The sequence below is a fragment of the Salipiger bermudensis genome (genome assembly GCF_019801965.1).
Taxonomy (GTDB): Bacteria; Pseudomonadota; Alphaproteobacteria; order Rhodobacterales; family Rhodobacteraceae; genus Salipiger; species Salipiger bermudensis_A.
Genome location: NZ_JAHVIA010000008.1, coordinates 284,733 through 310,071 on the forward strand (window position 1 = coordinate 284,733; position 25,339 = coordinate 310,071).

Annotated in this window: 25 protein-coding genes; 7 read left to right on the forward strand and 18 right to left on the reverse strand. The window is 68.9% G+C overall.

What is annotated here, in order from left to right:
* Nucleotides 1-160: 160 nt before the first annotated feature.
* A complete protein-coding gene (gene gltA / locus KUV62_RS18720; protein WP_222605247.1) occupies nucleotides 161-1,459 on the reverse strand; it encodes a citrate synthase in 1,299 nt (432 codons plus the stop codon).
* A 106-nt stretch (nucleotides 1,460-1,565) separates the two neighbouring features.
* Complete coding sequence (gene gltX / locus KUV62_RS18725) at nucleotides 1,566-2,972, reverse strand: glutamate--tRNA ligase (RefSeq protein WP_222605248.1); 1,407 nt, start codon at nucleotides 2,970-2,972, stop codon at nucleotides 1,566-1,568.
* A 76-nt stretch (nucleotides 2,973-3,048) separates the two neighbouring features.
* On the opposite strand from gltX, the gene KUV62_RS18730 reads away from it, so the two are divergent.
* Complete coding sequence (locus KUV62_RS18730; RefSeq protein WP_222605249.1) at nucleotides 3,049-5,085, forward strand: ComEC/Rec2 family competence protein; 2,037 nt, start codon at nucleotides 3,049-3,051, stop codon at nucleotides 5,083-5,085.
* Nucleotides 5,086-5,092: 7 nt separating this feature from the next.
* On the opposite strand, the gene lexA is transcribed toward KUV62_RS18730, so the two are convergent.
* The 7 genes from lexA to KUV62_RS18765 form a co-directional block, all read right to left on the reverse strand.
* Nucleotides 5,093-5,788, reverse strand: coding sequence for a transcriptional repressor LexA (gene lexA, locus KUV62_RS18735; RefSeq protein WP_222605250.1), 696 nt, complete (start codon nucleotides 5,786-5,788; stop codon nucleotides 5,093-5,095).
* A 78-nt stretch (nucleotides 5,789-5,866) separates the two neighbouring features.
* Nucleotides 5,867-7,036 carry a gephyrin-like molybdotransferase Glp gene (gene glp / locus KUV62_RS18740; protein WP_222605251.1) on the reverse strand — a complete coding sequence of 390 codons (1,170 nt, stop codon included), beginning with the start codon at nucleotides 7,034-7,036 and terminating at the stop codon, nucleotides 5,867-5,869.
* Complete coding sequence (moaC, locus tag KUV62_RS18745; protein ID WP_222605252.1) at nucleotides 7,033-7,509, reverse strand: cyclic pyranopterin monophosphate synthase MoaC; 477 nt, start codon at nucleotides 7,507-7,509, stop codon at nucleotides 7,033-7,035. Before moaC ends, glp begins: the two co-directional genes overlap by 4 nt.
* Nucleotides 7,506-8,309 (reverse strand): indole-3-glycerol phosphate synthase TrpC, encoded by an 804-nt coding sequence (gene trpC, locus KUV62_RS18750; RefSeq protein ID WP_222605253.1) that lies wholly within the window; start codon nucleotides 8,307-8,309, stop codon nucleotides 7,506-7,508. The genes moaC and trpC overlap by 4 nt, the downstream gene beginning before the upstream one ends.
* On the reverse strand, nucleotides 8,306-8,962 hold the full coding sequence (locus KUV62_RS18755) for a uracil-DNA glycosylase (RefSeq protein ID WP_222605254.1): 657 nt from the start codon (nucleotides 8,960-8,962) through the stop codon (nucleotides 8,306-8,308). The genes trpC and KUV62_RS18755 overlap by 4 nt, the downstream gene beginning before the upstream one ends.
* Entirely contained in the window at nucleotides 8,959-9,981 is a 1,023-nt protein-coding gene (gene trpD / locus KUV62_RS18760; protein ID WP_222605255.1) for an anthranilate phosphoribosyltransferase, read from the reverse strand. Before trpD ends, KUV62_RS18755 begins: the two co-directional genes overlap by 4 nt.
* Entirely contained in the window at nucleotides 9,978-10,559 is a 582-nt protein-coding gene (locus tag KUV62_RS18765) for an anthranilate synthase component II (RefSeq protein ID WP_222605256.1), read from the reverse strand. Before KUV62_RS18765 ends, trpD begins: the two co-directional genes overlap by 4 nt.
* A 137-nt stretch (nucleotides 10,560-10,696) precedes the next feature.
* Here KUV62_RS18765 and KUV62_RS18770 point away from each other — a divergent pair, with 137 nt between their 5' ends.
* A complete protein-coding gene (locus KUV62_RS18770; protein ID WP_222605257.1) occupies nucleotides 10,697-12,439 on the forward strand; it encodes a divergent polysaccharide deacetylase family protein in 1,743 nt (580 codons plus the stop codon).
* Nucleotides 12,440-12,661: 222 nt separating this feature from the next.
* Here KUV62_RS18770 and KUV62_RS18775 read toward each other — a convergent pair whose 3' ends face one another.
* From KUV62_RS18775 to KUV62_RS18785, 3 genes are all read right to left on the reverse strand, one after another.
* Complete coding sequence (locus KUV62_RS18775) at nucleotides 12,662-13,351, reverse strand: DUF1638 domain-containing protein (protein WP_222605258.1); 690 nt, start codon at nucleotides 13,349-13,351, stop codon at nucleotides 12,662-12,664.
* Nucleotides 13,335-13,508 (reverse strand): hypothetical protein, encoded by a 174-nt coding sequence (locus tag KUV62_RS18780; RefSeq protein WP_222605259.1) that lies wholly within the window; start codon nucleotides 13,506-13,508, stop codon nucleotides 13,335-13,337. The genes KUV62_RS18775 and KUV62_RS18780 overlap by 17 nt, the downstream gene beginning before the upstream one ends.
* A 183-nt stretch (nucleotides 13,509-13,691) precedes the next feature.
* Nucleotides 13,692-14,396 carry a corrinoid protein gene (locus KUV62_RS18785; protein ID WP_222605260.1) on the reverse strand — a complete coding sequence of 235 codons (705 nt, stop codon included), beginning with the start codon at nucleotides 14,394-14,396 and terminating at the stop codon, nucleotides 13,692-13,694.
* Between the two features lie 169 nt (nucleotides 14,397-14,565).
* Here KUV62_RS18785 and KUV62_RS18790 point away from each other — a divergent pair, with 169 nt between their 5' ends.
* A complete protein-coding gene (locus KUV62_RS18790; RefSeq protein ID WP_222605261.1) occupies nucleotides 14,566-15,651 on the forward strand; it encodes a PA0069 family radical SAM protein in 1,086 nt (361 codons plus the stop codon).
* Between the two features lie 259 nt (nucleotides 15,652-15,910).
* Here the strand turns inward: KUV62_RS18790 and bmt are convergent, their stop codons facing one another.
* The 5 genes from bmt to KUV62_RS18815 all read right to left on the reverse strand — a co-directional run bounded on the left by bmt (nucleotide 15,911) and on the right by KUV62_RS18815 (nucleotide 20,060).
* Entirely contained in the window at nucleotides 15,911-16,927 is a 1,017-nt protein-coding gene (gene bmt, locus KUV62_RS18795; RefSeq protein ID WP_222605262.1) for a betaine--homocysteine S-methyltransferase, read from the reverse strand.
* A gap of 121 nt (nucleotides 16,928-17,048) precedes the next feature.
* Nucleotides 17,049-18,110, reverse strand: a complete 1,062-nt coding sequence (locus KUV62_RS18800) for a methyltetrahydrofolate cobalamin methyltransferase (RefSeq protein WP_222605263.1) — start codon at nucleotides 18,108-18,110, stop codon at nucleotides 17,049-17,051.
* Nucleotides 18,107-18,769: an HAD family hydrolase gene (locus KUV62_RS18805; RefSeq protein ID WP_222605264.1), complete on the reverse strand. Its 663-nt coding sequence runs from the start codon at nucleotides 18,767-18,769 to the stop codon at nucleotides 18,107-18,109. The genes KUV62_RS18800 and KUV62_RS18805 overlap by 4 nt, the downstream gene beginning before the upstream one ends.
* 20 nt (nucleotides 18,770-18,789) lie before the next feature.
* Nucleotides 18,790-19,713, reverse strand: a complete 924-nt coding sequence (locus tag KUV62_RS18810; protein ID WP_222605265.1) for a methylenetetrahydrofolate reductase — start codon at nucleotides 19,711-19,713, stop codon at nucleotides 18,790-18,792.
* Nucleotides 19,714-19,745: 32 nt separating this feature from the next.
* A complete protein-coding gene (locus KUV62_RS18815) occupies nucleotides 19,746-20,060 on the reverse strand; it encodes a virulence factor (RefSeq protein WP_222605266.1) in 315 nt (104 codons plus the stop codon).
* Nucleotides 20,061-20,364: 304 nt separating this feature from the next.
* Between KUV62_RS18815 and KUV62_RS18820 the strand changes: the two genes are divergently transcribed.
* A complete protein-coding gene (locus KUV62_RS18820) occupies nucleotides 20,365-21,063 on the forward strand; it encodes a sulfotransferase family 2 domain-containing protein (protein WP_222605267.1) in 699 nt (232 codons plus the stop codon).
* A gap of 32 nt (nucleotides 21,064-21,095) precedes the next feature.
* On the forward strand, nucleotides 21,096-22,208 hold the full coding sequence (locus KUV62_RS18825; RefSeq protein WP_222605268.1) for a Ppx/GppA phosphatase family protein: 1,113 nt from the start codon (nucleotides 21,096-21,098) through the stop codon (nucleotides 22,206-22,208).
* A 404-nt stretch (nucleotides 22,209-22,612) separates the two neighbouring features.
* Here the strand turns inward: KUV62_RS18825 and ssb are convergent, their stop codons facing one another.
* Nucleotides 22,613-23,137 (reverse strand): single-stranded DNA-binding protein, encoded by a 525-nt coding sequence (ssb, locus tag KUV62_RS18830; protein WP_222605269.1) that lies wholly within the window; start codon nucleotides 23,135-23,137, stop codon nucleotides 22,613-22,615.
* A 306-nt stretch (nucleotides 23,138-23,443) separates the two neighbouring features.
* Between ssb and KUV62_RS18835 the strand changes: the two genes are divergently transcribed.
* Complete coding sequence (locus KUV62_RS18835) at nucleotides 23,444-24,061, forward strand: lytic transglycosylase domain-containing protein (protein WP_261395756.1); 618 nt, start codon at nucleotides 23,444-23,446, stop codon at nucleotides 24,059-24,061.
* Nucleotides 24,062-24,168: 107 nt separating this feature from the next.
* A complete protein-coding gene (locus tag KUV62_RS18840) occupies nucleotides 24,169-25,317 on the forward strand; it encodes a cytochrome-c peroxidase (RefSeq protein ID WP_222605270.1) in 1,149 nt (382 codons plus the stop codon).
* Nucleotides 25,318-25,339 lie beyond the last annotated feature (22 nt).

Consider the following 25,339-nt stretch of genomic DNA (forward strand, 5'->3'; position numbering starts at 1 on the left):
CCCCTCCCCAATTCAGCGCCCCGTCTTCTCTTCGTCGAAAATACTCCCGCTGGAGGCACCCCGCCCGTCCCAAGCAACGCATCGCCGGGCAGACACCGCACGCCCCAAGAAAAAAGCCGCCCCGAAGGGCGGCTTTCCTGTCTCAGCCGGGACCGCGCGCTCAGCGGGTCTCGATATCGGTGTAGTCGCGCGCGGTGCTGCCGAGGTAGAGCTGGCGCGGGCGGCCGATCTTGTGCTGCGGATCGGCGAGCTGTTCCTTCCACTGCGACACCCAGCCCACGGTCCGCGACAGGGCGAAGATCGGGGTGAACATCGAGGTCGGGAAGCCCATCGCCTCGAGGATGATGCCCGAGTAGAAGTCGACGTTCGGGAACAGCTTCTTCTCGGCGAAGTAGGGATCCTCCAGCGCCTGCTTCTCGAGCTCCTTGGCGGTGGCGAGGATCGGGTTGTTCTCGATGCCGAGCAGGTCGAGCACCTCGTCGGCGGACTGCTTCATCACCGTCGCGCGCGGGTCGAAGTTCTTGTAGACGCGGTGGCCGAAGCCCATCAGGCGGAACGGGTCGTTCTTGTCCTTGGCGCGGGCGATGAACTCGGGGATGCGGTCGGGGGTACCGATTTCCTTCAGCATCTCGAGGCAGGCCTGGTTGGCGCCGCCGTGGGCCGGGCCCCAGAGGCAGGCGATGCCGGCGGCGATGCAGGCGAAGGGGTTGGCGCCCGAGGACGAGGCCAGGCGCACGGTCGAGGTCGAGGCGTTCTGCTCGTGATCGGCGTGCAGGGTGAAGATCCGGTCCATCGCGCGGCTCAGGATCGGGTTCACGTGGTAGGGCTCTGCGGGCACGCTGAAGCACATGTGCAGGAAGTTCGCCGCGTAGCTCAGATCGTTGCGCGGGTACACGAAGGGCTGGCCGATCGAGTACTTGTAGGCCCAGGCCGCGATGGTCGGCATCTTGGCGATCAGGCGGTGCGAGGCAATCTCGCGCTGCTTGGGGTCCTTGATGTCGGTGCTGTCGTGGTAGAAGGCCGACATGGCGCCGACGACGCCGACCATGGTCGCCATCGGGTGCGCGTCACGGCGGAAGCCACGGAAGAAATACTGCATCTGCTCGTGCAGCATGGTGTGGCGGGTGATGGTGTTCTCGAACTTCTCGAGCTCGGCCGCCGAGGGCAGCTCGCCGTAGAGCAGCAGGTAGCAGACCTCGAGGTAATGCGACTTCTCGGCCAGCTGGTCGATCGGGTAGCCGCGGTGCAGCAACTCGCCCTTGTCGCCGTCGATGAAGGTGATGGTGCTGTCGCAGCTCGCGGTCGAGGTGAAGCCCGGATCATAGGTGAAGACGCCGGCTTGGGCGTAGAGCTTGCGGATGTCGAGAACGTCCGGGCCCGCTGTGGGCGAATACATCGGCAGATCGTAGGACTGGTCGTCGATCGTCAGCGTCGCATTTTTCGTCGGAGTTTCAGCCATGCTTCGTCGTTCCTTTCGAAAGGGCCCCCGGCGCCTGGCGCGCCCGGGGCGATATAGTCACACATGGCCTTGGCGAGCCGTTTGTCGAAACGCTCCCTTCAGGCCGTTACCCCGTCTCAGAGGTGGCTGCGTGTTCGATGCGACGGAGGCTTTCCTCCTTGCCGAGCACCAGCATCATGTCAAAAACGCTCGGGGTCACGGCGCGTCCTGCCAGAGCGGCACGCAGGGGGGCGGCAAGCTTGCCGAACTTCGTCCCCTGTGCCTCAGCGAAAGCGCCCATCTCCCCTTCGAGTTCTTCCCGCGACCAGCTAGCATTTTGCAGCTGCGGCGTCAACGCAGCCAGTATACCACGGGATACTGCATCCAGCGCCTTGGCCGCTTTCTCGTCCGGAACAAGCGGCGTGTCCGCAAGAATGAAATGTGCTTTTTCAAGCAGTTCCGGGAATGTCTTTGCACGATCCTTGAGGCAATACATGCCACGCTGCAGACCGGCGCGCTGAGCTTCCGTCAGGGCAAGCTTTCCCGCCGCGTCAAGATACGCCTCGATTTCTTGCAGCAGTGCAGCATCGTCGGCGATGGCGATGTGCTGGCCGCAGAGATTCTCCAGCTTCTTGAAGTCGAACCGGGCGGCGGACTTGCCGATTCCCGACAGGTCGAACCACTCGATGGCCTGCGCATCGGTGAAGAACTCGTCGTCGCCGTGGCTCCAGCCGAGCCTTGCGAGGTAGTTGCGCATCCCCGCCGCCGGGTAGCCGATCTTCTGGTACTCGTCGACGCCGAGCGCGCCGTGGCGCTTCGAGAGCTTCTTGCCGTCGGGGCCATGGATCAGCGGGATGTGGGCATAGACCGGCAGCGGCCAGCCCATCGCCGTGTAGATGCCCATCTGACGCGCTGCGTTGTTCAGGTGATCGTCCCCTCGGATCACATGGGTGACGCCCATGTCGTGGTCGTCGACGACGACGGCCAGCATGTAGACCGGGGTGCCATCCGAGCGTAACAGGATCATGTCATCGAGCTGGTCGTTGCGGATCACCACGCGGCCCTGCACCTCGTCCTCGATCACCGTCTCGCCCTCGAGCGGGGTCTTGAGGCGGACCACGTAGGGCGCATCGGGATAGCTCGCCGGATCGGCATCGCGCCACGGGCTCTGGAACAGGGTCGAGCGGCCCGCCTCCTTGGCCTCTTCGCGGAAGGCGGTGATCTCGTCCTGGGTCGAGAAGCACTTGTAGGCCGCGCCCTTGGCGAGCAGCTCGTTGGCGACCGCGGCGTGGCGGTCGGCACGCTCGAACTGGCTTACCACCTCGCCGTCATGGTCGAGCCCGAGCCAGTCGAGCCCCTTGAGGATCGCCTCGGTGGCCTCCGGGGTCGAGCGGGCGCGGTCGGTATCCTCGATGCGCAGCAGGAACTTGCCGCCACGGCCGCGGGCATAGAGCCAGTTGAACAGCGCCGTGCGCGCGCCGCCAATGTGCAGGTAGCCGGTGGGCGACGGCGCGAAACGGGTGACGACGGTCATGGAATTAACCTCTCGGTAACCAAGGGGAGTCTAGGGTTTGCCGGTTCCTTAACCAGCGGACGGGTCAGGGGCAAGTATGGGGCGGATCGGAGACCGCATGGGCCAGGCGCTCACCGGCCAGCGCGGGCACCTGTTTCCCTGGTGCCCGGTGGCTCTCGGCACGGGGATCGGCCTGTATTTCGCCTGGCCCTCGGAGCCGCCGGTCTGGGGATTGGTGCTGGCGGGCGGCGTGGGAGCCGCACTGCTGGTGCTGTCGCGGCGGCGGGCGGTGTGGCTCGCGGCGCTCGCCGTCGCGGTTGCCCTGGTGGCGCTCGGCTTGGCGCTTGCGGGCGCGCGGGCGCATCTGCTGGCGGGGCCGCAGCTCGGCTTCCGCTACTACGGCCCGATCGAGGGGCGCGTCGTGGCCATCGATCGCTCCGCCTCGGATGCGCTGCGCCTGACGCTCGACCGCGTCGTGCTCGAGCGGGTCGAGCCGGGAAGGACGCCGCTGCGGATACGGGTGGCGCTGCACGGGCAAGACGATGTGCCGCCGCCGCAGCCCGGCGACATCGCGCTGCTGACCGGGCATCTCGCGCCGCCGGCGGGCGCGGCCGAGCCCGGAGGTTTCGATTTCCGCCGCCACGCCTGGTTCCTGCGGCTCGGGGCGGTCGGCTATACCCGGACGCCGGTGCTGCGCCTGGCGCCCGCGGCCGAGGGCCAGCGGGTGCTGCGCCTGCGTCACCTGATTGCCGACCGCGTCCGTACGGCGCTTCCCGGCGAGACCGGCGGTTTCGCCGCCGCCATCATGACCGGCGATCGTTCGGGCATCGGCAGGGCGACACTCGACACTCTCCGGCACAGCAACCTCGCGCATCTGCTGGCGATTTCGGGCCTGCACATGGGCTTGCTGGCGAGCACGGTATTTGCCGCGACCCGGCTCGCGCTGCTCTTGCCGCCGCGCAGCCGTCACCATTGGCCGGGAAAGAAGATCGCCGCATGCGTCGCCTTGCTCGCCGCTGCCGGCTACCTGGCGCTCTCCGGCGGCAATGTCGCCACCCAGCGCGCCTTCGTGATGGCCGCGGTGATGCTGGTGGCGGTGCTGTTCGACCGCCGCGCGCTGTCGCTCCGGGCGGTGGCGCTGGCGGCGCTGATCGTGCTGGTCATGCGGCCAGAGGCGCTGACCGGCCCGGGCTTCCAGATGAGCTTCGCCGCGACGCTGGCGCTGGTCGCCGTGTTCGCCGCGATGCGCGACGCGGCGCTCGAACGCGGCCTGCCGCGGCTGGCGCGCCCGACGCTTGCGCTGGTGGTCTCCTCGGTCACCGCCTCGCTTGCCACCGCGCCGGTCTCGATGGCGCATTTCAACATCGTCTCGCATTACGGGCTGATCGCCAATCTCGTGGCCGTGCCGGTGATGGGGCTGATCGTGGTGCCGATGGCGGTGGCGGTGGCGCTGTTGATGCCGCTCGGGCTCGAGGCGTTGCCGCTCGCGATCATGGCGCTCGGGCTCGACTGGATCCTCTGGGTCGCGGCGACGGCTTCCGGCTGGCCGGGCGCGCTTGGCCACGTGCCGGCGCCCGGACGCTGGGTGCTGCCGCTGATGGGGCTCGGCGGCCTGATGCTCTGCCTCTGGCACGGGCGCGGCCGTTGGCTCGGGCTCGCACCGCTCTGCCTCGCCGCGCTGCTCTGGGCGCGCGCCGATCGGCCGGACCTGCTGATCGCCGACAGCGGCGCCCTCGTCGGGGTGATGACCGAGGCGGGCCGGGCGCTCTCGCGCGAGCGCGGCGCAGGCTTCGTGGCGCGGGTCTGGCTGGAGAATGACGGGCAGGCCGGCGGGCAGGACGCGGCGGCGGCGCTGTGGCCGGGCTCCGACACCCCGCGGGTCGCCCGCATCACCACCGCCAACCTCGCCATCACCCACTTTCAGGGCAAGCGCGCGGCGGCGGGCTTCGCCGGATGCGGCGCGGCTGAGCTGGTGGTGTCGAGCGCCAACCTGCCGGACTGGCCCGGCTGCGAGATCTTCGACCCCGAGCGTCTCTCACGCACCGGCGCCGTGGCGATCTGGCATGGCCCCGAGGGCCCCCGCATCGAGACCGCCGCCGGCGCGCGCCTGTGGCACGCGGCGCGGGATCGCTGACTGCGGATCAGTAGGTGCGGATCAGTCCGACCAGCCGCCCCTGCACCTTGACCGCGCCCACCGGAAGCACGCGCGGCTCGTAGGCTGCATTCTCCGCCTCGAGCACGATGGCATCGCCCTGGCGGCGGAAGCGCTTCAGCGTCGCCTCGTAGCCCTCGATCTGGGCCACCACGATATCGCCGTTGTTGGCCGAGGAGGTCTCGCGGATGATCACCACGTCACCGTCATGGATGCCGGCCTCGATCATCGAGTCGCCCTTGACCTCGAGCGCGTAGTGATGCGCGTTGCTCGACAGCATGGTGCCGGGCACGGCGATCTGCGGCGGGTTGTCGGCGATCGACTGGATCGGCTCACCGGCGGCGATGCGGCCGAGCAGCGGCAGCTCCAGCGCCTCGGCATTGCTGACCGGCTGCGCCTTGGCGGGCCGGCTGTCGGGGCGGTCACCGTCGATCACCTGCGGGGTGAAGCCGGCGGGCTTGCCGCCAAGGCTCTCGGGCAGCTTCACGATCTCGATGGCGCGGGCGCGATGCGCCAGCCGGCGGATGAAGCCACGCTCTTCCAGCGCGGTGATCAAACGGTGAATGCCGGATTTCGATCGCAGGTCGAGCGCATCCTTCATCTCGTCGAAACTGGGTGGAACGCCATCGCGTTGCAGCCGTTTGTTGATGAAATCCAGAAGGTCGAGCTGTTTCTTGGTCAGCATGCCGCGGTCTCCGCCGTTTGTCTGCCCTTTGTTCTACGCATGTTCCCGTTTTGTGTCAACATGCTGTGGCAAACACTGTCAGAGACGCACGATCTCCACCGCTTCACCCGCCGCGCGCGGGCCATCCTTCGGCGGGCGGACAACCAGCACATCGGAGGCGCCGAGCACGCTGAGCAGAGAGCTGTCCTGCCGCTCGAACACCGTCACCCTTCCGTCGGGCTCGGTGCGGCCGCGCATGTAGTGCTCACGCGGGCCGTTAGAGCCGATATCCGCAGCGAGCGGAGCGGTCGAACGCGGCGCGGGCGCGGCGGGCAGACCCTGCATGGCGCGGATCACGGGTTTCACGAAGATTTCACCGCAAACCATTGCCGAGACAGGATTTCCCGGCAATCCGATCATCATCGCCCCGCCAAGACGGCCCGACATCAGCGGCTTGCCGGGGCGCATGGCGACCTTGTGGAAGGCGCGCTCGAGCCCGAGGCTGGCGGCCACCTTCGCCACGAGATCGTGATCGCCCACCGAAGCGCCGCCGATGGTGATCACCAGGTCGGCGTCGTCGACCAGCCCGAGCACCGTGGTGAGCGAGCCCTCGGTGTCGCGGGCGATGGGCAGGATGCGGGGCTCGGCACCGGCCTGCGTCAGCATGGCGTGCAGGCCGAAGGTGTTGGAGACAATGATCTGGTCGGGGCCGGGCGTCTCGCCGGGCATCACCAGCTCGTCGCCGGTCGAGATCAGCGCCACGCGCGGGCGGCGGGCGACCCGCACGGTGGCGATGTTCATGGCGGCCAGCAGGGCGATGTCCTGCGGGCCGAGGAGCCGCGGTGCGGGGATCGTCTCTCCGATGCGGAAATCGCCGCCGAGGGGGCGGATATTCGTCCCTGCGCCGAGCCTGTCGGTGATCAGGATGGTGTCGCCTTCGCGGTCGACATCCTCCTGGATCACCACGGCGGTGACCCCCTCGGGGACCGGCGCGCCGGTGAAGATCCGCACCGCTTCGCCATCGCCGACCGGCCCGCCGAAGGATGACCCTGCAGCGGATTCTCCGATGACTTTCAGGCGCTTGCCGGGCACGGCTTCGGTGACGCCGTAACCATCCATCGCCGAGGCATGGAATGGCGGCTGATCGCGGCGCGCCGTCACAGGCTCTACCATGACGCGGCCCACGGCGCGGTGAAGCGGGACCTCCTCGGCGGACAGCGGCGCGGCGAGCGAGAAGAGACGCTCCAGCGCTTCGGAAACAGATATCATTTCGCCTCGTAACGGCCTGATTTGCCGCCATCTTTCAGGATGACGCGGATGCCGCCGATCTCCATCGCCTTGTCCACTGCCTTGGCCATGTCATAGACCGTCAGCGCCGCGGTAGAGACGGCTGTGAGGGCCTCCATTTCGACCCCGGTCTGGCCGGTGGTCTTGACGGTGGCCTCGATGCGCAGGCCCGGGAGTGCCGCATCGGGGGTGATCTCGACCGAGACCTTGGTCACCGGCAGCGGGTGGCAGAGCGGGATCAGCTCGGGCGTCTTCTTGGCCCCCATGATGCCCGCCAGCCGCGCCACGCCGATCACGTCGCCCTTCTTGGCGCGGCCCTCGGTGATGATCTCGAAGGTCTCGGGGGCCATCTTGACCCAACCCTCGGCGGTGGCGACGCGGGCCGTCACTGCCTTGTTGGAGACATCGACCATGTGGGCGTCGCCCTTGGCGTCGAAATGGGTCAGGCCGCTCATGCCGGCACCGGATCGCTGAGGAGCGTGCGGGTGGCGTCCTCGACGTTTTCCTGCCGCATCAGGCTCTCGCCGATCAGGAAGCTTCGGGCGCCGTAGCTGGCCATGTCGGCGAGATCTGCGGGAGTGTAGAGACCGCTTTCACAGACCAAAATGCGCTCCGCAGGAACGCGCTTCGACAGCTCGCGCGTGGTGTCAAGAGTAAGCTCGAAGGTCTTGAGATTGCGGTTATTAATCCCGATCAGAGGCGATTTCAGCTTGAGCGCTCGGTCGAGCTCCTCGGCATTGTGCACCTCGATCAGCGCATCCATGCCCCAGCCGAAGGCGGCGTCCTCCATCTCGGCAGCGAGCATGTCGGAGACGCTGGCCATGATGATCAGGATGCAATCGGCCCCGAGCGCGCGGGCCTCGGCGACCTGGTAGGGATCATACATGAAATCCTTGCGCAGGGCGGGCAGCGCCGTCGCAGCGCGGGCTTCGGTCAGGAAGGATTTCGCCCCCTGGAAGGACGGCGTATCGGTTAGAACCGAGAGACAGGTCGCGCCGCCGCGCTCATAGGCGGCAGCCAGCGTTGCGGGATGAAAATCCTCACGGATCAACCCCTTGGAGGGCGACGCTTTCTTGACCTCTGCAATCAGGCCATAGCCTGTTCCGGAGGCCTTGCGCAGAGCCTCGGCAAAGGGGCGCACGGGGTCGGCAGCGCGGGCCTCGGCCTCGATCTCTGCAAGCGGCTTGACGGCCTTGTCGGCGGCCACTTCCTCGAGCTTGTAGGCCTTGATCTTGTCGAGAATGGTGATGGTCATGCGGGCGCCTCCGGCGTCGTCCAGTTGATCGGCGTGTCTCCGCGAGCAATAAGCCAGTCGTTGACACGGGAAAAGGGGCGCGACCCGAAAAAGCCCCGCCGCGCCGAGAGCGGCGAGGGATGGGCGGAGCGCAGGACCAGGTGATCGGGGCCCGTGATGTGCTTGGCGAAGCCCTGCGCGTGGTTGCCCCATAGGATGAAGGCGCGCGGCGTGTCCGAGAGCGCCTCGAGCACCTGGGCCGTCAGCCGCGACCAGCCGAGCTTGGCGTGGGCCCCGGCAGAGCCCGCCGGCACGGTCAGCGCGGTATTGAGCAGCAGCACGCCCTGGGCCGCCCAGAAACGCAGATCGGCATTGGGCGGGCTGGCGCCGAACTCCCCTTGCAGCTCTTTGTAGATGTTCCCCAGCGAGCGCGGCAGCGGGCGCACCTCGGGCTCCGCCGAGAAGGCGAGCCCGTGGGCATGGCCCGGTGTCGGGTAGGGATCCTGGCCCAGGATCACCACGCGCACCTCCTCGGGCGCGCAGGCCTCGAGCGCCGCGAAGACCTGCGGCGCGGGCGGCAGGATCTGCCGTGTCTCGGTGGCGAGCGCCGCCGCGATGCGCGGCAGGTCGTCTGCGAAGAAGGGCAGCCCGGCCCAGGCCTCGGGCGGTCTCATGCGGCCTTTTGCGTGGCCTCTGCCAGCGCCGCGATCTTGGCCTTGGCGGCGCCGCTGTCGATGCTCTCGCGCGCCATCGCGACGCCCTCGCGCAGATCGGAGGCCTTGCCGGCCACCACCAGCGCGGCAGCGGAATTCAGCAGCACCGCGTCACGATAGGCGGTCCGGGCGCCGTCCAGCAGCGCGCGGAAGGCCTGCGCGTTCTCGGCGGGCGTTCCGCCGACGATCTCCTCGAACGGATGCTCGGGCAGGCCGGCATCCTCGGGGTGCAGCTCGACCTCGCGCACCGAGCCGTCTTCCTCCAGTGCCGCGACCCAGCTCTTGCCGGAGATCGCCAGCTCGTCGGTGCCGTCGGAGCCATGCACCAGCCAGGCGCGCTCGGAGCCGAGCTTGCCCAGCGTCTCGGCCATCGGGCGGATCAGCTCGCGCGAGAAGGCGCCGGTGAGCTGGCGCTTGACGCCGGCCGGGTTGGTGAGCGGCCCGAGGATGTTGAAGATGGTGCGGGTGCCGAGCTCGGTGCGGACCGGCGCGACATGCTTCATCGCCGGGTGGTGCATCGGCGCCATCATGAAGCAGATGCCGACGCTCTCGAGGATCGGGGCGATGGCGCCTGCGGGCAGCATCACCTGGATGCCCATCTCGGCCAGCGCATCGGCGGAGCCGGATTTCGACGACAGGTTGCGGTTGCCGTGCTTGGCCACGGTCACCCCGGCGCCGGCGACCACGAAGGCGGTGGCGGTCGAGATGTTGAGCGTGCCCTTGCCATCGCCGCCGGTGCCGACGATGTCGATGGCGCCCTCGGGGGCGATCACGGCGTTGCGCTTCCCGCGCATCACGCCGGCGGCGGCGGTGTATTCGTCGACCGTTTCGCCGCGGGTGCGCAGGGCCATCAGGAAGCCGCCCATCTGGGCCGGGGTGGCCTCGCCCTCGAACAGGACCTCGAAGGCGGTCTCCGCCTCCTCCTGCGTCAGCGGACGGGTGGCGGCGGTGCCGATCAACGGCTTGAGGCGGTCGCTCATGCGGGGACCTTCATCGTGTCGAGGAAATTCTTGAGCAGCTGGTGCCCGTGTTCGGAGGCGATGCTCTCGGGATGGAACTGCACGCCGTGGATCGGCAGATCGCGGTGGCGCAGCCCCATGATGGTGCCGTCCTCGAGCCAGGCGTTGACGATCAACTCCTCGGGCAGCGTGTCGCGGTCGACCACGAGGCTGTGGTAGCGCGTCGCCTCGAAGGGCGAGGGCAGGCCGGAGAACACGCCGGTATCGTCGTGGTGCATGGTGCCCATCTTGCCGTGCACGATCTCGGAATGCTGCTTGACGGTGCCGCCGAAGGCCTGGCCGATGGTCTGGTGCCCGAGGCAGACGCCGAAAAGCGGCGTGCGGGTCTCGGCGGCGGCCTCGGTCAAGGCGAGGCAGATGCCGGCCTGATCGGGATCGCAGGGGCCGGGGCTCAGCAGGATGCCGGCGGGCTTCAGGGCCATCGCCTGCTGCACGTCGAGCGCGTCGTTGCGCCAGACCTGGGTCTCGACACCAAGCTCGCCCACGTAATGCACGAGGTTGTAGGTAAAGCTGTCATAGTTGTCGATGAGCAGAAGCATGCGGCATTCTCGGTCTGGAGGCGGGTCTAGGTCGGGGCTATACATGCGCCCCAAGATGGTGCAGCGTCAAGGGCATGCGCCACGACAAGGCCCGGGGACGGGGCCGCGGGCGCAGACGGGCGAAGAGGGCAGAAGCAATGGCACGAGGGTTTCTCGCGGGGGCGATCATCGGCACGGTGGTGTCGGGCTTGGCACTGGGCACGGCCTCGGTGCTGATCGGCCCGCCGGAGCGCGACCTCGGAGACCGGCCCCGGGAGAGCGAGCAGGCGGGTGCCGAAGGGGGCACCGGCTCGCGGGAGGCCGAAGCACCGGACGCCACCGATAGCCCCGCCCCCGAGGAGCGCGCGACGGCGCCCGAGGCGGCCGAAGCCGATACGGCGGCGCCCATGTCGGAAGCTCAGCCTACCATTCCGGACGGCAGCGTTTCGACATCCGAAACTGCGTCTGAGCCTGAGCCCGAACCGATGCCTGACGTGCAGGTCGACGCTCCCGAGGCGCCTGCCGAGAGTGTCGCACCCGCAGGAAGCGTTTCGCCGGAGCCCGCCTCCGAAGAGGCTCCGGAGCGCCCCGTGGTGCCCGAGGCCGCACCCGGGCAGGAGCCCGCGCTGCAGGACAATGCCCCGATCACCAGTCCCGAGGATGGCATCGAGACCGCGGCGCCGGTCGCCGGGGCGGCACCTTCCGAGCCCGCGGGTTCTGATCCGGTGGCGCGGCCCGAGGCGCCCGACGACGTGCCCGGTGCCGCTGCCGAGCCGGCGCCCGATCTCAACGCCGCCTCCGACACGCCCCCTGAGGCCGAGACGGCGCTGCAGCCGCCCGCCGCGCCGGTGGTGCCCGACACCGCGCCCCCCGCGTTCGACGCGGCCAGCGGCGACAGCCCCGAGCGCCGTGACAGCGCCCTGCCGGCAGCCCCGGAGAACGAGGCGACCCCGCGCCTGTCGACCGAAACCCCAGAGCCGCCGCTGCCCGCGCCGCTGGTGCCCGGAGAGGAGGCCCTGCCGCGGGTCAGCGCGCTGCCCGGCACGGTGGCTCGCGAGGATGAAGATACCGAACGGCGCGGCATCGGCACCCCGGTCGGCTCGCTGATCGACCGTGATGCCTCGAGCGACACCGGCCGCCTGCCAAGCATCGGAGACGAGGCCGCGGACGCGCCGCCGCAGGAGCGCGCGGACGACGCGGTCGATGCCGCCGAGCTGCCGCCGCTTCTGCGCTACGCGATTCCGGTCGAGGTCGAGGCCGACGCGCCCCGCATGTCGATCGTGCTGATCGATGACGGCACCGGGCCGCTCGGCCCCGATACGGTGGGCACGTTTCCCTTCCCGGTGAGCTTTGCCATCCCTGCCTCGCATCCCGACGCCGCCGCTGCCGCGCGGGGCTATCGCGCCGCCGGATTCGAGGTGCTCGCCATCGCGGGCGTGCCCGAGGGGGCGCAGGCGGCGGATGTGGAAGTGACGCTCGAGGGCAGCCTCGGCGCGGTGCCCGAGGCGGTCGCAGTGCTCGAGGCCCCGGGCGCGGGGCTTCAGGGCGCGCGCGCGATCTCCGAGCAGGCGGCGCGCTATCTCGGCGCCTCCGGTCACGGGCTCCTGATGCAGCCCAAGGGGCTCAACACCGGCGAGGCGCTGGCCCGGCGCGAAGAGGTGCCGGCGCTCACCGTGTTCCGGGATTTCGACGGCGAGGGGCAGGATCCGCGCGTCATGCGCCGCTTCCTCGACCAGGCCGCATTCAAGGCCCGGCAGGAGGGCGCGGTGGTCATGCTGGGCCGGCTGCGCGCCGACACGGTCTCGGCGCTGCTGCTCTGGGGCCTGCAGGATCGCGCCAGCCGTGTCGCGCTGGTGCCGATCTCTCTGGTGCTGCAGGAAAGCACCACCAGCCCAGGCTGACCCGGCCCCGCCGGCCCGCAGCCCTCCAGTCCCCAAAAGACGACCGCCCCGATCTTCTCTGGTTCGAAAATACCTCGGGGGAGTCGCAGCTCTGCTGCGGCGGGGGCAGCGCCCCCTCTTTCCAGATCACCGCTCCGCGACAAATAACGGACAGCGCCCAGACCCTGCCCGCGCCCCGCCCGCAACCAGACCCCGCGACCTGACCGCCAAAGTCGTCAACGTCTAGCCGGGCTCGGCCCAGTGCGACAGGACGGTCTCCAGGTCACCGTAGCCCGTCATCCGTCGCTCGAATGTCAGGCCGAGCCGCGCGGCATGCGATTGCGCCCGCGCGGTCAGCGCAGGATCGTCGGTCTGGGCCTGGTAGACCAGGGTCTCGTAATGGCCGAAATACATCTCCCGCAGTTCCGGGTGCCGATCGAGGCCGAGCGGCTGCCAGACGAAGGCGTCGAACTGCCGGACGAGGAAATCGGTGAGGTAGAAGCTGGTGATCTCGTCGCGCGCCCCGAACGGGGCAAGCCCTTCATAGAAGGCGTAGCAATGCGGCCCGGCGATCATCTCGACGCCGAGCTCCGCGCAGGCGGCCTGCAGGAGCCCGCCGGTGCCGCAATCGGCATAGGCCACGAAAATCCGGCTGTGGGTGTCGCGGTGCTTCAGCACCGCCGCGCGCACCGCGTCGGTGATCTTTTCGGGATGGTTGTGCAGGATCGCGGGGAGGCAGGTGAGCTCGATATGGTGCCAGCCGTGGCGGTCTCGCAGGGCGAGGATCTCGCGCGCCAGGGCGCCGCAGGCGATGATCAGCAGCCTGCCATCGCCCGGCGTCTCGAAGCCGGTGGTGGTCAGCGTGGCATCGTCGGGCGCGACGGTCCGGTCCGGGGACGGGGGCGCGGCGGTGCTGTCAGGCGTGGCCGTCATCCGGCGCGACCGGCGTCATGGCCCAACGCGCGGCAAGGGCCAGCGCCAGGAGCAGCGGGATCACGGTGCTGGCGCCCCAGGACAGGAACGCCCAGACCGTCAGCCCGGCCGAGGCCAGAACCGCGACAAGCAGCGTGACGAGATATGTCACTGGCATGATCATCTCCCTTTCCTGCACTTGAAGATAGGCGGTTGAGGGCACGATTCAAAGGGCAATTCTCGGTCCGGAGGGCAGATTCCGTGGCGTCGTTCAGGGACCGGGCAGGCCGGCGCCCGCGGCGGGGCGCTCCGGACGACGGTCTGAAAGGGCGGCAGGACGGGCGCGGGACGCGCCCGCGGCTCAGCCGTTGGCGCGCAGGTTGTGGCGGCGCGCGATCAGGTCCTTGGCGGTCTCGACCGCCACCGCAGCGTCGCGGCAATAGGCGTCGGCGCCGATCGCCTTGCCGAACTCCTCGTTCAGCGGTGCGCCGCCGACCAGCACGAGGTAGTCGTCGCGGATGCCCTGTTCGACCATCGTGTCGATGACGACCTTCATGTAGGGCATCGTCGTGGTCAGAAGGGCCGACATGCCGATGATGTCGGGCTTTTCCGCCGCCGCCGCCTCTAGATAGTTCTCGACCGGGTTGTTGATGCCGAGATCGACGACCTCGAAGCCGGCGCCTTCCATCATCATCGCGACGAGGTTCTTGCCGATGTCGTGGATGTCGCCCTTGACGGTGCCGATCACCATCTTGCCGATGGTCGGCGCGCCGGTTTCTGCCAGCAGCGGCTTCAGGATCGCCATCCCGCCCTTCATCGCGTTGGCGGCCAGCAGCACTTCGGGGACGAAGAGGATGCCGTCGCGGAAATCCTCGCCGACGATCTTCATGCCGCCGACCAGCGCCTCGGTCAGGATGCGATAGGGGGCCCAGCCGCGGTCGAGCAGGATGCGCACCGCCTCCTCGATCTCGTCCTTCATGCCGTCGTAGAGATCGTCGAACATCTGTTCGACCAGCTCTTCATCGTTGAGATCGGCGAGGATGATGTCGTCGTCTTCGTCGGCCATGGGCAGGATCCGTCATTGGGGCGTGGCGGGCCACGCGGGCGCGTTAGGTCTTACGACCCTGCGTTGGATGATTGCGGCCCGCTCTGACATTTGCGACACGCGCGGTTTCTGCTGCGACCTCCGGCGGTGCTGCCTTGCGAATGTTCGCGCAATGTTCCATGATCCAGGGATGAGCGAGAGCCCGCGCCAGATCGACAAGGACCGCCGCCCCGGGCGCGGTGCCGCCAGCCGCGAGACCGGCCGGTTCGAGCGGCTGCGCTACGAGGATGCCGATGACGGCTGGGAGATCGAGGAGGATCTGCCTGTGCTGCGCACCGAGGTCAGCGAGGAGCGGCCGCGCAGCCTGATCAACTACGTCTCCTCGCCGGACATTCCCTTCGACCGCAGCATCAACCCCTATCGCGGTTGCGAGCACGGCTGCATCTACTGCTTCGCGCGGCCGAGCCATGCCTATCTCGGCCTGTCGCCGGGGCTGGATTTCGAGACCCGGCTGATCGCGCGGCCCGATGCGCCCGAGGTGCTGGCGCGGGAGCTCAGGTCAAAGCGCTACCGCGTGGCCACCATCGCCATCGGCACCAATACCGATCCCTACCAGCCGATCGAGCGCGACCGCGGCATCATGCGCGCCTGTCTCGAGGTGCTGCGCGATCACCGCCACCCGGTCGCGATCGTCACCAAGGGCACGCTGATCGAGCGCGACATCGACATCCTGTCGGAGATGGCGGCGCAGGGGCTGGCGCGGGTGGGCGTCTCGGTGACCACGCTGGACGCGGAGCTGTCGCGCCGGATGGAGCCGCGGGTGCCGGCGCCGAAGCGGCGGCTGGCGACGATCCGGCGGCTCTCCGAGGCCGGGATCGAGACCCGGATCATGGTTTCGCCGGTGGTGCCGGCGCTGACCGACCCGGAGCTCGAGGCGATCCTCGCGGCGGGGGCGGAGGCCGGGGCGGCGGCCGCGAGCTGGATCATGTTGCGGCTGCCGCGCGAGGTGGCGCCGCTCTGGCAGGAGTGGCTCGAGGAGCATTATCCCGGCCGGGCCGGACGGGTGATGGCGCGGCTGCGCGAGATGCATGGCGGCGAGGTCTATTCGGCGCAGTGGCACAAGCGCATGCGGGGCGAGGGGCATTACGCGCGGCTGATCGCGCGGCGCTTTGACAGGGCGGCTCGACAGCTCGGGCTGGATCGCGCGCTGGGGCCACTGCGGTGCGATTTGTTCCGGGTCCCGGCGCGGGCAGGGGACCAGCTGAGCCTGTTCTGAGCCGGGCGGGGCTCCTCCGCCCTTGCGGGCGTCCTCGCCGGGGGTGGGGGCGCTTGCCGGACGCTGCGGCGGGGTCGGTCGGAATGCCTCCGGCGGGAGTATTTTTGACGAAGAGAAGGGTGGGGCGCTGGTACTGGGCCGGGCGGGGGGTGTCGATTGGTTGAGATGCTTGCCGGAGGCTGGCGTGGCGGCGCGGGCCGGCCTGCCCCCGGCGGGAGTATTTTTGACGAAGAGAAGGGTGGGGTGCTGGCGCGGGGGCTCAGCTGCTGCGACGGCGGCCGCGGCGTTCGCGTTTCGGGGCCGGGGTGTCCCCGGTGCCGTCGCTCTCGGAGCTGAAGCCGCCCATGGCCTTGGCGATCTGTTCCAGCGTCGGGCGCGGGCCGGCGGGGCGGGTCTCGAGCGCGGCGCGCATGGCGCGCAGGTGATCGGGCATGGTGCCGCAGCAGCCGCCGATGATGCGGGCGCCGGCGTCGCGCGCGAGCACCGCGTATTCTGCCATCAGCTCGGGCGTGCCGTTGTAGTGGATGTGGCCATCCTCGTAGCGCGGGATGCCGGCATTGCCCTTGGCGATGATCGGGCGCTCGGTGCCGGTGGCGGCGAAGCCCAGGACCGTGCGCAGCAGATCGGAGGCGCCGACACCGCAATTGGCGCCGAAGGCCAGCGGCGGGTTGGGCAGGGCATCGACCTGGCGCACGAAGGCATCCGAGGTCACCCCCATCATGGTGCGCCCGGCGGTGTCGAAGCTCATGGTGCCGCACCACGGCATGCCCACATTGGCGAAGGCCTCGGCGGCGGCGGCAAACTCCTCCGGCGCCGAGATGGTCTCGACCCAGAGCACGTCGGCGCCGCCTTCCTTGAGGCCGGCAGCGGTCTCCTCGAACATCTCCACCGCGGTCTCGTGGCTCAGCGTGCCGACCTCGCCCATGATCTCGCCGGTGGGGCCGACGGAGCCCGCGACGACAAGTTTTCGGCCCGATGCATCGGCCACGTCGCGGCCCAGCGCGGCGGCGAGGCGCGACAGCTCGAAGGCGCGGTCGGCGGCATCGTGCAGCTTGAGCCGCGAGGCGTTGGCGCCGAAGGAGTTGGTCAGGAAGATATCCGAGCCCGCCTCGACGGCATTGCGGTAGAGCGTGCGGATGCGCTCGGGGTGATCGACGTTCCAGAACTCCGGCGCGTCGCCCGAGGCCAGCCCCATGTTGAACAGGTTGGTGCCGGTGGCGCCGTCGGCCATCAGCCAGTCGCGGGTGGAGAGCAGCTCGGTCAGTGCGTCGGTCATGCTATGCCTTGAGGTCTGGTCTTGAATGCGGAACCCGGGCCGATGCGAGGGATCGCGGCCCGGGCCGGGGGTATATAGCGCCTTGAGTGTTTCGGAAAGCCTTGGCCGGCGCGACGGCGGGTCAGGCCCGCCTGCGGCGTCCGCCGCCACGGCGTCCGCCGCGCGCGGCGGTGGGCTCGCCGGTCTCGGCTTCCTTGTTGAAGGCGATCCAGGCGCCGCCATGCGGATCCTGGTTCATCAGCAGGTTGGCGGCGCGGATCGCGGCCATCTCGGAGCCGGGCTTCGAGCGGGTCGAGCCCATGCCGAACAGGGTGACGAAGGTCTCGTCGTCGAGATCGTCGGGCAGGATGATCCCGGCCGCGGCGACCTCGGCCTTCTTGGCGGCGATCTTGGTCTGGGTGACGGGCAGGGCGACCGGGTTCATGATCGCCGAGGTCATGCCGGCGCCCATCGCCATCGGCAGGAAGGCGTTGTTGATGCCGTGCCGGTTGGGCAGTCCGAAGGAGATGTTGGACGCGCCGCAGGTGGTGTTGACGCCGAGCTCCTCGCGCAGGCGGCGGACCAGGGCAAAGACCTGCTGGCCCGCGGTGGCCATGGCGCCGATCGGCATCACCAGCGGGTCGACCACGATGTCATGCGCCGGGATGCCGAAATCCGCGGCGCGCTCGACGATCTTCTTGGCCACCGCGAAGCGCACGTCGGGATCCTCGGAGATGCCGGTATCGTCGTTGGAGATCGCCACCACCGGCACGTTGTATTTCTTGACCAGCGGCAGCACCAGCTCGAGCCGGTCTTCCTCGCCGGTGACCGAGTTCAGCAGCGGCCGGCCCTCGGCGGCCTCGAGCCCGGCCTCGAGCGCGCCGGGCACCGAGCTGTCGATGCAGAGCGGCAGGTCGACCAGCCCCTGCACCAGCTCGACGATCTGGCGCATCAGCGGCGGTTCGGTCTCGTTGGGGTTGGGGTTGGAGTTGTAGACGACGCCGGCATTGATATCGAGGATGGCGGCGCCGGCGGCGGCCTGCGCCAGCGCATCCTTTTCCACTGTCGAGAAATCCCCGGCCTCGAGCTCGGCGGCGAGCTTCTTGCGCCCGGTGGGGTTGATGCGCTCGCCGATCACGCAGAACGGCTCATCGAAACCGAGCGTGGCGGTACGGGTCTTTGACTCGACAACGGTTCTCGTCATGGGATGCTCTCTCCTCTCAAGCGGTCCAGAAGCGTGGGCAGGGTGGCGTCGGTGTAATCGGCGATGGTGGCCTTGGCCCCGGCCTCGCAGAGGCGGTCATGGCTCAGCCCCGAGCGCACCCCGATGGCATAGGCGCCCGATCGCGCGGCGGCCCGCATGCCGCTCTGGCTGTCCTCGAAGGCGAGGCAGTGGTGCGGCTCGGCACCGAGCTGGCGCATCGCGGCCAGATAGGGCTCGGGATCGGGCTTGGCGCGGGCGCATTCGTCTCCGATGATCAGCAGCTCGAACCGGTCGCGCAGGCCGATGGCGTTGAGCATGTGCTCGCCATTCTCGCGCGGGGCGTTGGTCACCACTGCCAGCCGCCAGCCTTCGCGGTCGGCCTGATCGAGCAGCGCCACGGTTCCGGGCATCGGATCGGCGCCGTCGCCCAGCCGCTCGCGGAAGCGGCGCTCTTTCTCGTCCGACAGCGCCTGCGCGTCGCAGCCCGGGAAGAGCTTCGGGAACATCTCGAGATTGTGGTGCCCGTGGATGCGGGTTTCATAGATCTCCGGGGTGAGCTCCTTGCCGTTCTCGGCAAAGATTTCCGCGAAGACCGCGTAGTGAAGCGGGTCGGAGACGAGCAGGGTGCCGTCGAGGTCGAAGAGGAGAGCTTTTGTCATGCCCGTCCCGATACCGCGTCTCAGATCGCGCGTCGAGCGGGGCGCGTCGCGGCGCCGCCGTGGGTCTCGGCCCATTCGGCGCAGGTCTTGATGCCGCCGAGCGGGAAGAGATGCGCCTGCTCGATCGGGAAGGCGGGATCGGCGGCCTTGCGGGCGGCCAGCTCGGCGGTGAGCTCGGTGGGCTCGTAGGGCAGCAGCAGCTTGCTGACGTCGAGCGCGCGCTTCTGAAGCACCCGCAGCGATGGGCCGACGCCGCAGGCGATGGCGAACTTGATCATGGTCTGCAGCTTGGCCGGACCGGCGAGGCCGATATGGATCGGCAGCTCGATGCCGCCGGCACGCAGACGGCTGGCCCAGTCGAGGATCGGCTGCGCCTCGAAGGCGAACTGGGTGACCATTGCCATCCGCGCATCGCTGCGCTCGGAGAAGTCCTGCTTCCAGCGCGCCGCTGCCATGACCTCGGCCTCGCCGCCATCGGCATCGATGTCGCGGTTGCCTTCCGGGTGGCCGGCCACGTGCAGGCGGGTGAAGCCGGCCTTGTCGAAGAGCCCGGTCTCGAGCAGCTGCATGGAGCTGTGGAAGTCGCCCTGCGGCTCGGAGACGCCGCCGGCGAGGATCAGGCCCTGGGTGACGCCGGCCTCGCCCTGGTAGCGGGCGATCCAGTCGGCCAGGGTCGCCGTGTCGGCGATGATCCGGGCCGGGAAATGCGGCATGACGTCGAAGCCCTCGCCGGCGATGCGGCGGGCGGTGGAGACCATGTCCTCGATCGGCGTGCCGCCGATATGGGCGATGTAGACGCGGGTGCCCTCCGGCAGCAGGGCGCGGAAATCCTCGACCTTGGCAGCGGTGCGCGGCATCACCTCGATGGAGTAGCCCGCGAGAAATCCGTCGAGCCCGATGGTCGGGGGGGTGGCCTTGGGCTTGCGGAAATTCAGAAGGGACATCAAGCGGCTCCTTATGCGCATCGGGGTGGGCGTCAGGGGTCGGACGGGCCGCCGGCCCAGCCGTCATTGGCGATCAGCGCCCTGAGGCGGGCGTCGTCATACTCAAGTTCGAGACTGGCGGCGGTGGCCTCGGCCAGCGCCTGCGGCTCGCCGTCTCCCTCGCCACCGGAGGCGCGGCGCCACTCGGCGAGATAGGCATCGGTGTCGGAGGCGCCCACCTTCATCGCGGCCCGGTCGATCGCCTGCTCGAAGCGCTCGGCCAGCGGCGCCTTGCCGCCGCGACGGCCGCGCCCCACCAGCACTTGCGCCGGGATGTCGCGCCAGTAGACGATGGTGATCTCGGGCATTCGGGCGATTCCCTTCCTCCTTTTCCTTTTTGTTTAGCGGCGCGGGTCCCTGCGCCGGGGTCGGTTTTCGACACTCACCGCCCCGTGAGCGACCTCCGGTCAGGGCGGGCCTTGGGGCGGAGCTGTCTCCCGGCGTCCACGATCGGGTATCAAAATACCGCGCCGCGCCACATTGTTGCTGCGTTCCTCCGGTAGTTTTGCTGTCGTGCCGGGGCCGGGCGCAGGCTCTTTCCCCGACAGCTGACCGGCACGAAACGACGCGAACCGCCACGCAAGGGCAGGGAACGGCAATGGAAGGACCGGCATGGTCATCGCGGTAAAGGCGCACAGGATCGCATACATGGCGCTGCCCAAGGCGGGCTGCTCGACGGTCAAGGCCGCGCTGGCGCAGGTCGATCCCGAGGTGGCGCTGCCCGAAACCGGCACGCCCGACGTGATGCGCTGGCACCGGCTCTACCCGACCCGGCGCTTCCGTCCGCATCGCTGGGAAGCCTATGACGGCTGGTGGCGGTTCTGCGTGGTGCGGGATCCGTTGACGCGTTTGCTGTCGCTCTACACCAACCGGGTCGTCGAGATGCGCGAGCTGCACAATTGTCGCAAGATCCTGCGCGGCCGGGTCGCGCTGCCGACGGATCCAGATCCGGATTTCTTCTTCCAGAATCTGCGCGCCTATATCCGCGCGGCCTCGACGGTGAAACATCATGCCCTGCCGGCCTGGCTGTTTCTCGGCCACGACCTCGGGCGCTACGATCGGATCTATCGCACCGACGAGCTGGCGCGCCTCGGCGCGGATCTGGCGGAGCGCACCCGCTGCCCGGTGCGCATCGCCCGTGAGAACGCCAGCGCGACACGGCTGACGCTCGAGGATCTGGCGCCCAGGACCCGGACCGCGCTGCGCGATCACCTCGCGGAGGAATACGCGTATCTGGCCGAATTCTATGAAAATCCCTTCGGTCAGCGCCAGCATCTCGCTTGCACGGGGCCCTTGCGCCGCGTATCCTGATCCCAACTTCACATTCGGAAAGGCGCTCAATCATGGCGCCAAGGCGTCCCAAAGGTGCGGGCGCTTTCCCGAGACCGGTAGAGAGCCCCGCGCCGCAACCGCCTGATCCTAGTGCGCTTTATGCCGCTCTGGATCTGGGCACGAACAGTTGCCGCATGCTGATTGCCCAACCCAAGGGCAGCCAGTTCCATGTGGTCGACAGCTTCTCCAAATCCGTCCAGCTCGGGCAGGGGCTCGAGCGGACGGGACGGCTTTCGCGCGCCTCGATGAACCGCACCATCGGGGCGATCCGGGTCTGCCAGCAGAAGATCAAGCGCCACAAGGTCGAACGCATGCGGCTGGTCGCCACCGAGGCCTGCCGCCGGGCGCAGAACGCGCGCGAGTTCATCCGGCAGGTGCGGCGTGAGACCGGTCTGCAGCTCGAGATCATCCAGCCCGAGGAGGAGGCCCGGCTCGCGGTGATCTCCTGCGCGCCGCTGGTCTCGACCCGGACCGAACAGCTTCTGGTGGTCGATATCGGCGGTGGCTCGACCGAGCTTGTGTGGATCGACCTGTCCTCGGTGCCCCGGCGCGACCGGCCGGCGGCGATTATGCGGCTGCACGCGGGCTTCCATCCGCCCGAAAGCCCGTTTCCCGCCGCCAAGGTGGTCGACTGGATCTCGGTGCCGCTCGGCGTGGCGACGCTGCGCGACCAGTTCAACGATGTCGAGGACGACGCCGCACGCTACGCGCTGATGAGCTGGTATTTCGAGGAGAACCTCTCGGAATTCGCGCCCTACAAGGACGCCCAGTCGCGCGAGGGCTTCCAGATCGTCGGCACCTCCGGGACGGTGACCACGGTGGCGGCCTCTCATCTGGGACTCCGGCGCTACGACCGCACCAAGGTCGACGGGCTGCGCATGACCTCGGACCAGATCGAGGCGGTGATTGCGCGCTATCTCGAGATGGGCCCGGCGGGGCGCCGGCGCGATCCGCGCATCGGGCAGGACCGGCAGGCGCTGATCATGTCGGGCGCGGCGATCCTGCAGGCGCTGCTGCGGCTCTGGCCGACCGACCGGCTCTCGGTCGCCGATCGCGGCCTGCGCGAGGGTCTGCTCTATGCCCAGATGTCGGCCGACGGGGTGCTGGAGGACGGGCCTCTCTGAGCGGTGCGTTTCGAGACTGCCGCCGCTGACGCGAACGTCCGAGGCGGCAAGCGCCCGCCCGTGGGGTGGCGCTCTGCAAGTGATGGTCTTCGTTTTATCCCTGCCAAGTCCGGACGACCTTGATCTCGAGCACAAAGGTGAAACAGCGCCAGCCCGCCGGGACGGGCAGGCGCTAGCCCGGCGCCTTCGGCTTGTTCCGGGCTGATCAGCGCGCTGATCCAAGGACTTTGGTCAGTCCCGCCAGTTCGGAAAGGCTAGAGGCCACGGCGCCACTCCATGGGCAGGCGCCCGACCGGCGCGTGTCGGAAGTCTTGGCGCGCTGGCTGGACGTTACGTCGCTTGAAAAAAGGCCCGGCGCTCGCGAGAGCACCGGGCCTTCAAAAATCAGCCAGCGAGAGCCGCGCTCAGAACGGGATCTCGTCGTCGAGATCGCGCGAGGGGGCACGGCCACCGCCGCCGCCACCACCCGAGCCGCTGCCGTAATCGTCGCGGCCGCCGCCGTAGCCGCCACCGCCGCCGCTACCACCACCGTAGCCGCCGCCGGAGCCGCCGTAATCGCCGCCGCCGCCGCCGCCCTGGCGGCTGTCGAGCAGGGTCAGCTCGCCGCGATAGGGGCGCAGCACGACCTCGGTCGAGTAGCGATCCTGGCCGGACTGGTCCTGCCATTTGCGGGTCTCGAGCTGGCCTTCGATATAGACCTTGGAGCCCTTGCGGAGATACTGCTCGGCGATCCGCGCCAGCGGCTCCGAGAAGATCGCCACCGAGTGCCACTCGGTACGCTCGCGGCGCTCGCCGGTGTTGCGGTCCTTCCAGTTCTCGGAGGTGGCGATCCGCAGGTTGCAGACCTTGCCGCCGTTCTGGAAATTGCGGGTTTCGGGATCGGCCCCGAGATTGCCCACCAGGATCACCTTGTTCACTGAGCCGGCCATGTCATCCTCACGCGTTGTTCCGATTCTTCTCCCCCGGAGGGGTTTGGACGAGCCTTACACAGCCACGCCCCGCCGCGCCACCGGATCGTGGCGAAAACCCGGGCGCGGAGCCGCAGCGCAGACGGGGTGCCTGATACACCGGCCTTGGTTAATGAAACCCTCATGCAAGGTTAACAAAGCGTTGGCGGGAACCTGCGCGCCGCTGCCCTCAGGGGTAGCGAAACTCCGCATGATCCGTATAGTCCTCGGCGGGATTGAGGGGGCGCAACGTCGCCCCGTGGACATTGGGACAGAACAGGGTGGTTCATGCGAGTACTGCCACGTAAGGCGTTGCCGGCGTTTCTCTGCGCGGTAATCTGCGCCACGGCCGTTCAGGCCGAGACCATTTCCAGCAAGAGCCGGGTGATGCTGTTTCGCAAGCAGACCTCGGTGCTCGACAGCCGTGCGGCGGAGCAATACCGCAGCTCGGTGCGGCTCAAGCCGGCCTCGGTGATCACCCCGACGAAATGGGGCCCGATGGGGGGCGACGAGGGCAGCACGCCGGTCTATCGCGGGCGCTACAATGGCCAATATGCCGACATGGCCCGCACCGCCGCGCGCCGTCATGGCGTGCCGGAAGACCTGTTCCTGCGGCTGGTGAAGCAGGAATCGAACTTCAACCCGAAGGCGCTGTCGCACAAGGGCGCCATCGGCCTCGCGCAGCTCATGCCCTTCACCGCCAAGCGGCTCGGGGTGAACCCGCACGATCCGGCGCAGAACCTCGAAGGCGGGGCGCGCTATCTCAAGCAGCAATTCGTCGCCTTCGGCTCGTGGCGGCTGGCGCTGGCGGCCTACAATGCCGGGCCGGGCGCGGTCGAGAAGCATGGCGGCGTGCCGCCCTATCGCGAAACCCGCAACTACGTGAAGACGATCTGGGGCAGCTGATCCGGCCGGGCGGGACATCTTGTCCTAGGGAAATGCTCGGGAATTGACCTCTCCGGCGCTTGGGTCTAGGCACGAGAGCATCCTTTCGTGCCCTGTGGATGCGCCCGATGAAGACCGCCCCGATCCTCAGCCTCGCGATGGCCGCCGCGCTTGCGGCGGGCCTTGGCGCCAGTGGCCTGCGCGCCACGCCCACAGAGGTGCCCGACAGCCTCGAGGCGCTCGGCGAGGCGCTGTTTTTCGACACCAACCTCTCGGCCAACCGCAGCCAGAGCTGCGCCACCTGCCACGATCCGGCCTATGCCTTCGCCGATCCGCGCGGCGCCGCCTCGCCGGGCGATGACGGCCACTCGATTGGCGACCGCAATGCGCCCACCGCGACCTATGCAGCCTTCGTGCCGCCCTTCGGCAAGAACGAGGCCGGCGAATGGTGGGGCGGGCTGTTCCATGACGGCCGCGCCGGCACGCTCGAGGACCAGGCCGGCGGGCCGCCGCTGAACCCGGTGGAGATGGGGATGGCGGACAAGGCCGCGGTGGTGGCGCGGCTGCGCGAGGATGCCGCCTATGCGGAGGCATTCCCGAAGCTGTTCGGGGCGGGAGTGCTGGACGATCCCGAGGCCGGCTACGCTGCCATGACCCGCGCCATCGCCGCCTTCGAGCGCGGCCCGGACTTCGCGCCCTTCGATTCGAAATACGACCGGTTCCTGCGCGGCGAGGTTCAGCTGACCAAGCAGGAGGAGCTGGGGCGGCTGCTGTTCTTCTCGCAGCAGTTCACCAACTGCAACCAGTGCCACCAGCTCCGGCGCAGCGCGATGGACCCGGAGGAGACCTTCTCGGACTATCGCTTCCACAATATCGGCGTTCCCGAGAACAGCGATTTGCGCGCGATGAACGGCATCACCACCGCCGATCTCGGGCTGCACGCCAACCCGGGCGTGGAAGAGGCCGCCGAGAGCCACGGCCGCTACCGCACGCCGACGCTGCGGAACGTGGCGGTTACCGCGCCCTACATGCATAACGGCGTGTTCGACGACCTGCGCACGGTGATCCTGTTCTACAACAGCTACAACACGCGTTCCGAGGCGCGGAAGATCAATCCAGAGACCGGCGCGCCCTTCGGGCCGCCTGAGGTGGCCGAGAACATCGCGATGGAAGAGCTGACCGACGGGCCGGCGCTCGAGGACCAGCGCATCGATGCGCTGGTGGCCTTCCTGAAGACGCTCACCGATCAGCGCTACGAGCCGCTGCTCGAGCAGTGATCCGGCTCGGGTCTACCGGGCC

What these genes read in the sequence shown, in the direction of transcription:
- gltA (WP_222605247.1), bottom strand. Translation starts at nt 1,459, where the DNA reads ATGGCTGAAACTCCGACGAAAAATGCGACGCTGACGATCGACGACCAG.
- KUV62_RS18825 (WP_222605268.1), top strand. Translation starts at nt 21,096, where the DNA reads ATGGCGCCAAGGCGTCCCAAAGGTGCGGGCGCTTTCCCGAGACCGGTA.
- glp (WP_222605251.1), bottom strand. Translation starts at nt 7,036, where the DNA reads ATGATATCTGTTTCCGAAGCGCTGGAGCGTCTCTTCTCGCTCGCCGCG.
- KUV62_RS18800 (WP_222605263.1), bottom strand. Translation starts at nt 18,110, where the DNA reads ATGACGAGAACCGTTGTCGAGTCAAAGACCCGTACCGCCACGCTCGGT.
- KUV62_RS18785 (WP_222605260.1), bottom strand. Translation starts at nt 14,396, where the DNA reads ATGGCCGACGAAGACGACGACATCATCCTCGCCGATCTCAACGATGAA.
- KUV62_RS18730 (WP_222605249.1), top strand. Translation starts at nt 3,049, where the DNA reads ATGGGGCGGATCGGAGACCGCATGGGCCAGGCGCTCACCGGCCAGCGC.
- KUV62_RS18790 (WP_222605261.1), top strand. Translation starts at nt 14,566, where the DNA reads ATGAGCGAGAGCCCGCGCCAGATCGACAAGGACCGCCGCCCCGGGCGC.
- KUV62_RS18770 (WP_222605257.1), top strand. Translation starts at nt 10,697, where the DNA reads ATGGCACGAGGGTTTCTCGCGGGGGCGATCATCGGCACGGTGGTGTCG.
- KUV62_RS18815 (WP_222605266.1), bottom strand. Translation starts at nt 20,060, where the DNA reads ATGCCCGAGATCACCATCGTCTACTGGCGCGACATCCCGGCGCAAGTG.
- KUV62_RS18840 (WP_222605270.1), top strand. Translation starts at nt 24,169, where the DNA reads ATGAAGACCGCCCCGATCCTCAGCCTCGCGATGGCCGCCGCGCTTGCG.
- KUV62_RS18765 (WP_222605256.1), bottom strand. Translation starts at nt 10,559, where the DNA reads ATGCTTCTGCTCATCGACAACTATGACAGCTTTACCTACAACCTCGTG.
- KUV62_RS18755 (WP_222605254.1), bottom strand. Translation starts at nt 8,962, where the DNA reads ATGAGACCGCCCGAGGCCTGGGCCGGGCTGCCCTTCTTCGCAGACGAC.
- KUV62_RS18835 (WP_261395756.1), top strand. Translation starts at nt 23,444, where the DNA reads ATGCGAGTACTGCCACGTAAGGCGTTGCCGGCGTTTCTCTGCGCGGTA.
- KUV62_RS18780 (WP_222605259.1), bottom strand. Translation starts at nt 13,508, where the DNA reads ATGCCAGTGACATATCTCGTCACGCTGCTTGTCGCGGTTCTGGCCTCG.
- trpD (WP_222605255.1), bottom strand. Translation starts at nt 9,981, where the DNA reads ATGAGCGACCGCCTCAAGCCGTTGATCGGCACCGCCGCCACCCGTCCG.
- lexA (WP_222605250.1), bottom strand. Translation starts at nt 5,788, where the DNA reads ATGCTGACCAAGAAACAGCTCGACCTTCTGGATTTCATCAACAAACGG.
- ssb (WP_222605269.1), bottom strand. Translation starts at nt 23,137, where the DNA reads ATGGCCGGCTCAGTGAACAAGGTGATCCTGGTGGGCAATCTCGGGGCC.
- KUV62_RS18775 (WP_222605258.1), bottom strand. Translation starts at nt 13,351, where the DNA reads ATGACGGCCACGCCTGACAGCACCGCCGCGCCCCCGTCCCCGGACCGG.
- moaC (WP_222605252.1), bottom strand. Translation starts at nt 7,509, where the DNA reads ATGAGCGGCCTGACCCATTTCGACGCCAAGGGCGACGCCCACATGGTC.
- gltX (WP_222605248.1), bottom strand. Translation starts at nt 2,972, where the DNA reads ATGACCGTCGTCACCCGTTTCGCGCCGTCGCCCACCGGCTACCTGCAC.
- trpC (WP_222605253.1), bottom strand. Translation starts at nt 8,309, where the DNA reads ATGACCATCACCATTCTCGACAAGATCAAGGCCTACAAGCTCGAGGAA.
- KUV62_RS18805 (WP_222605264.1), bottom strand. Translation starts at nt 18,769, where the DNA reads ATGACAAAAGCTCTCCTCTTCGACCTCGACGGCACCCTGCTCGTCTCC.
- bmt (WP_222605262.1), bottom strand. Translation starts at nt 16,927, where the DNA reads ATGACCGACGCACTGACCGAGCTGCTCTCCACCCGCGACTGGCTGATG.
- KUV62_RS18820 (WP_222605267.1), top strand. Translation starts at nt 20,365, where the DNA reads ATGGTCATCGCGGTAAAGGCGCACAGGATCGCATACATGGCGCTGCCC.
- KUV62_RS18810 (WP_222605265.1), bottom strand. Translation starts at nt 19,713, where the DNA reads ATGTCCCTTCTGAATTTCCGCAAGCCCAAGGCCACCCCCCCGACCATC.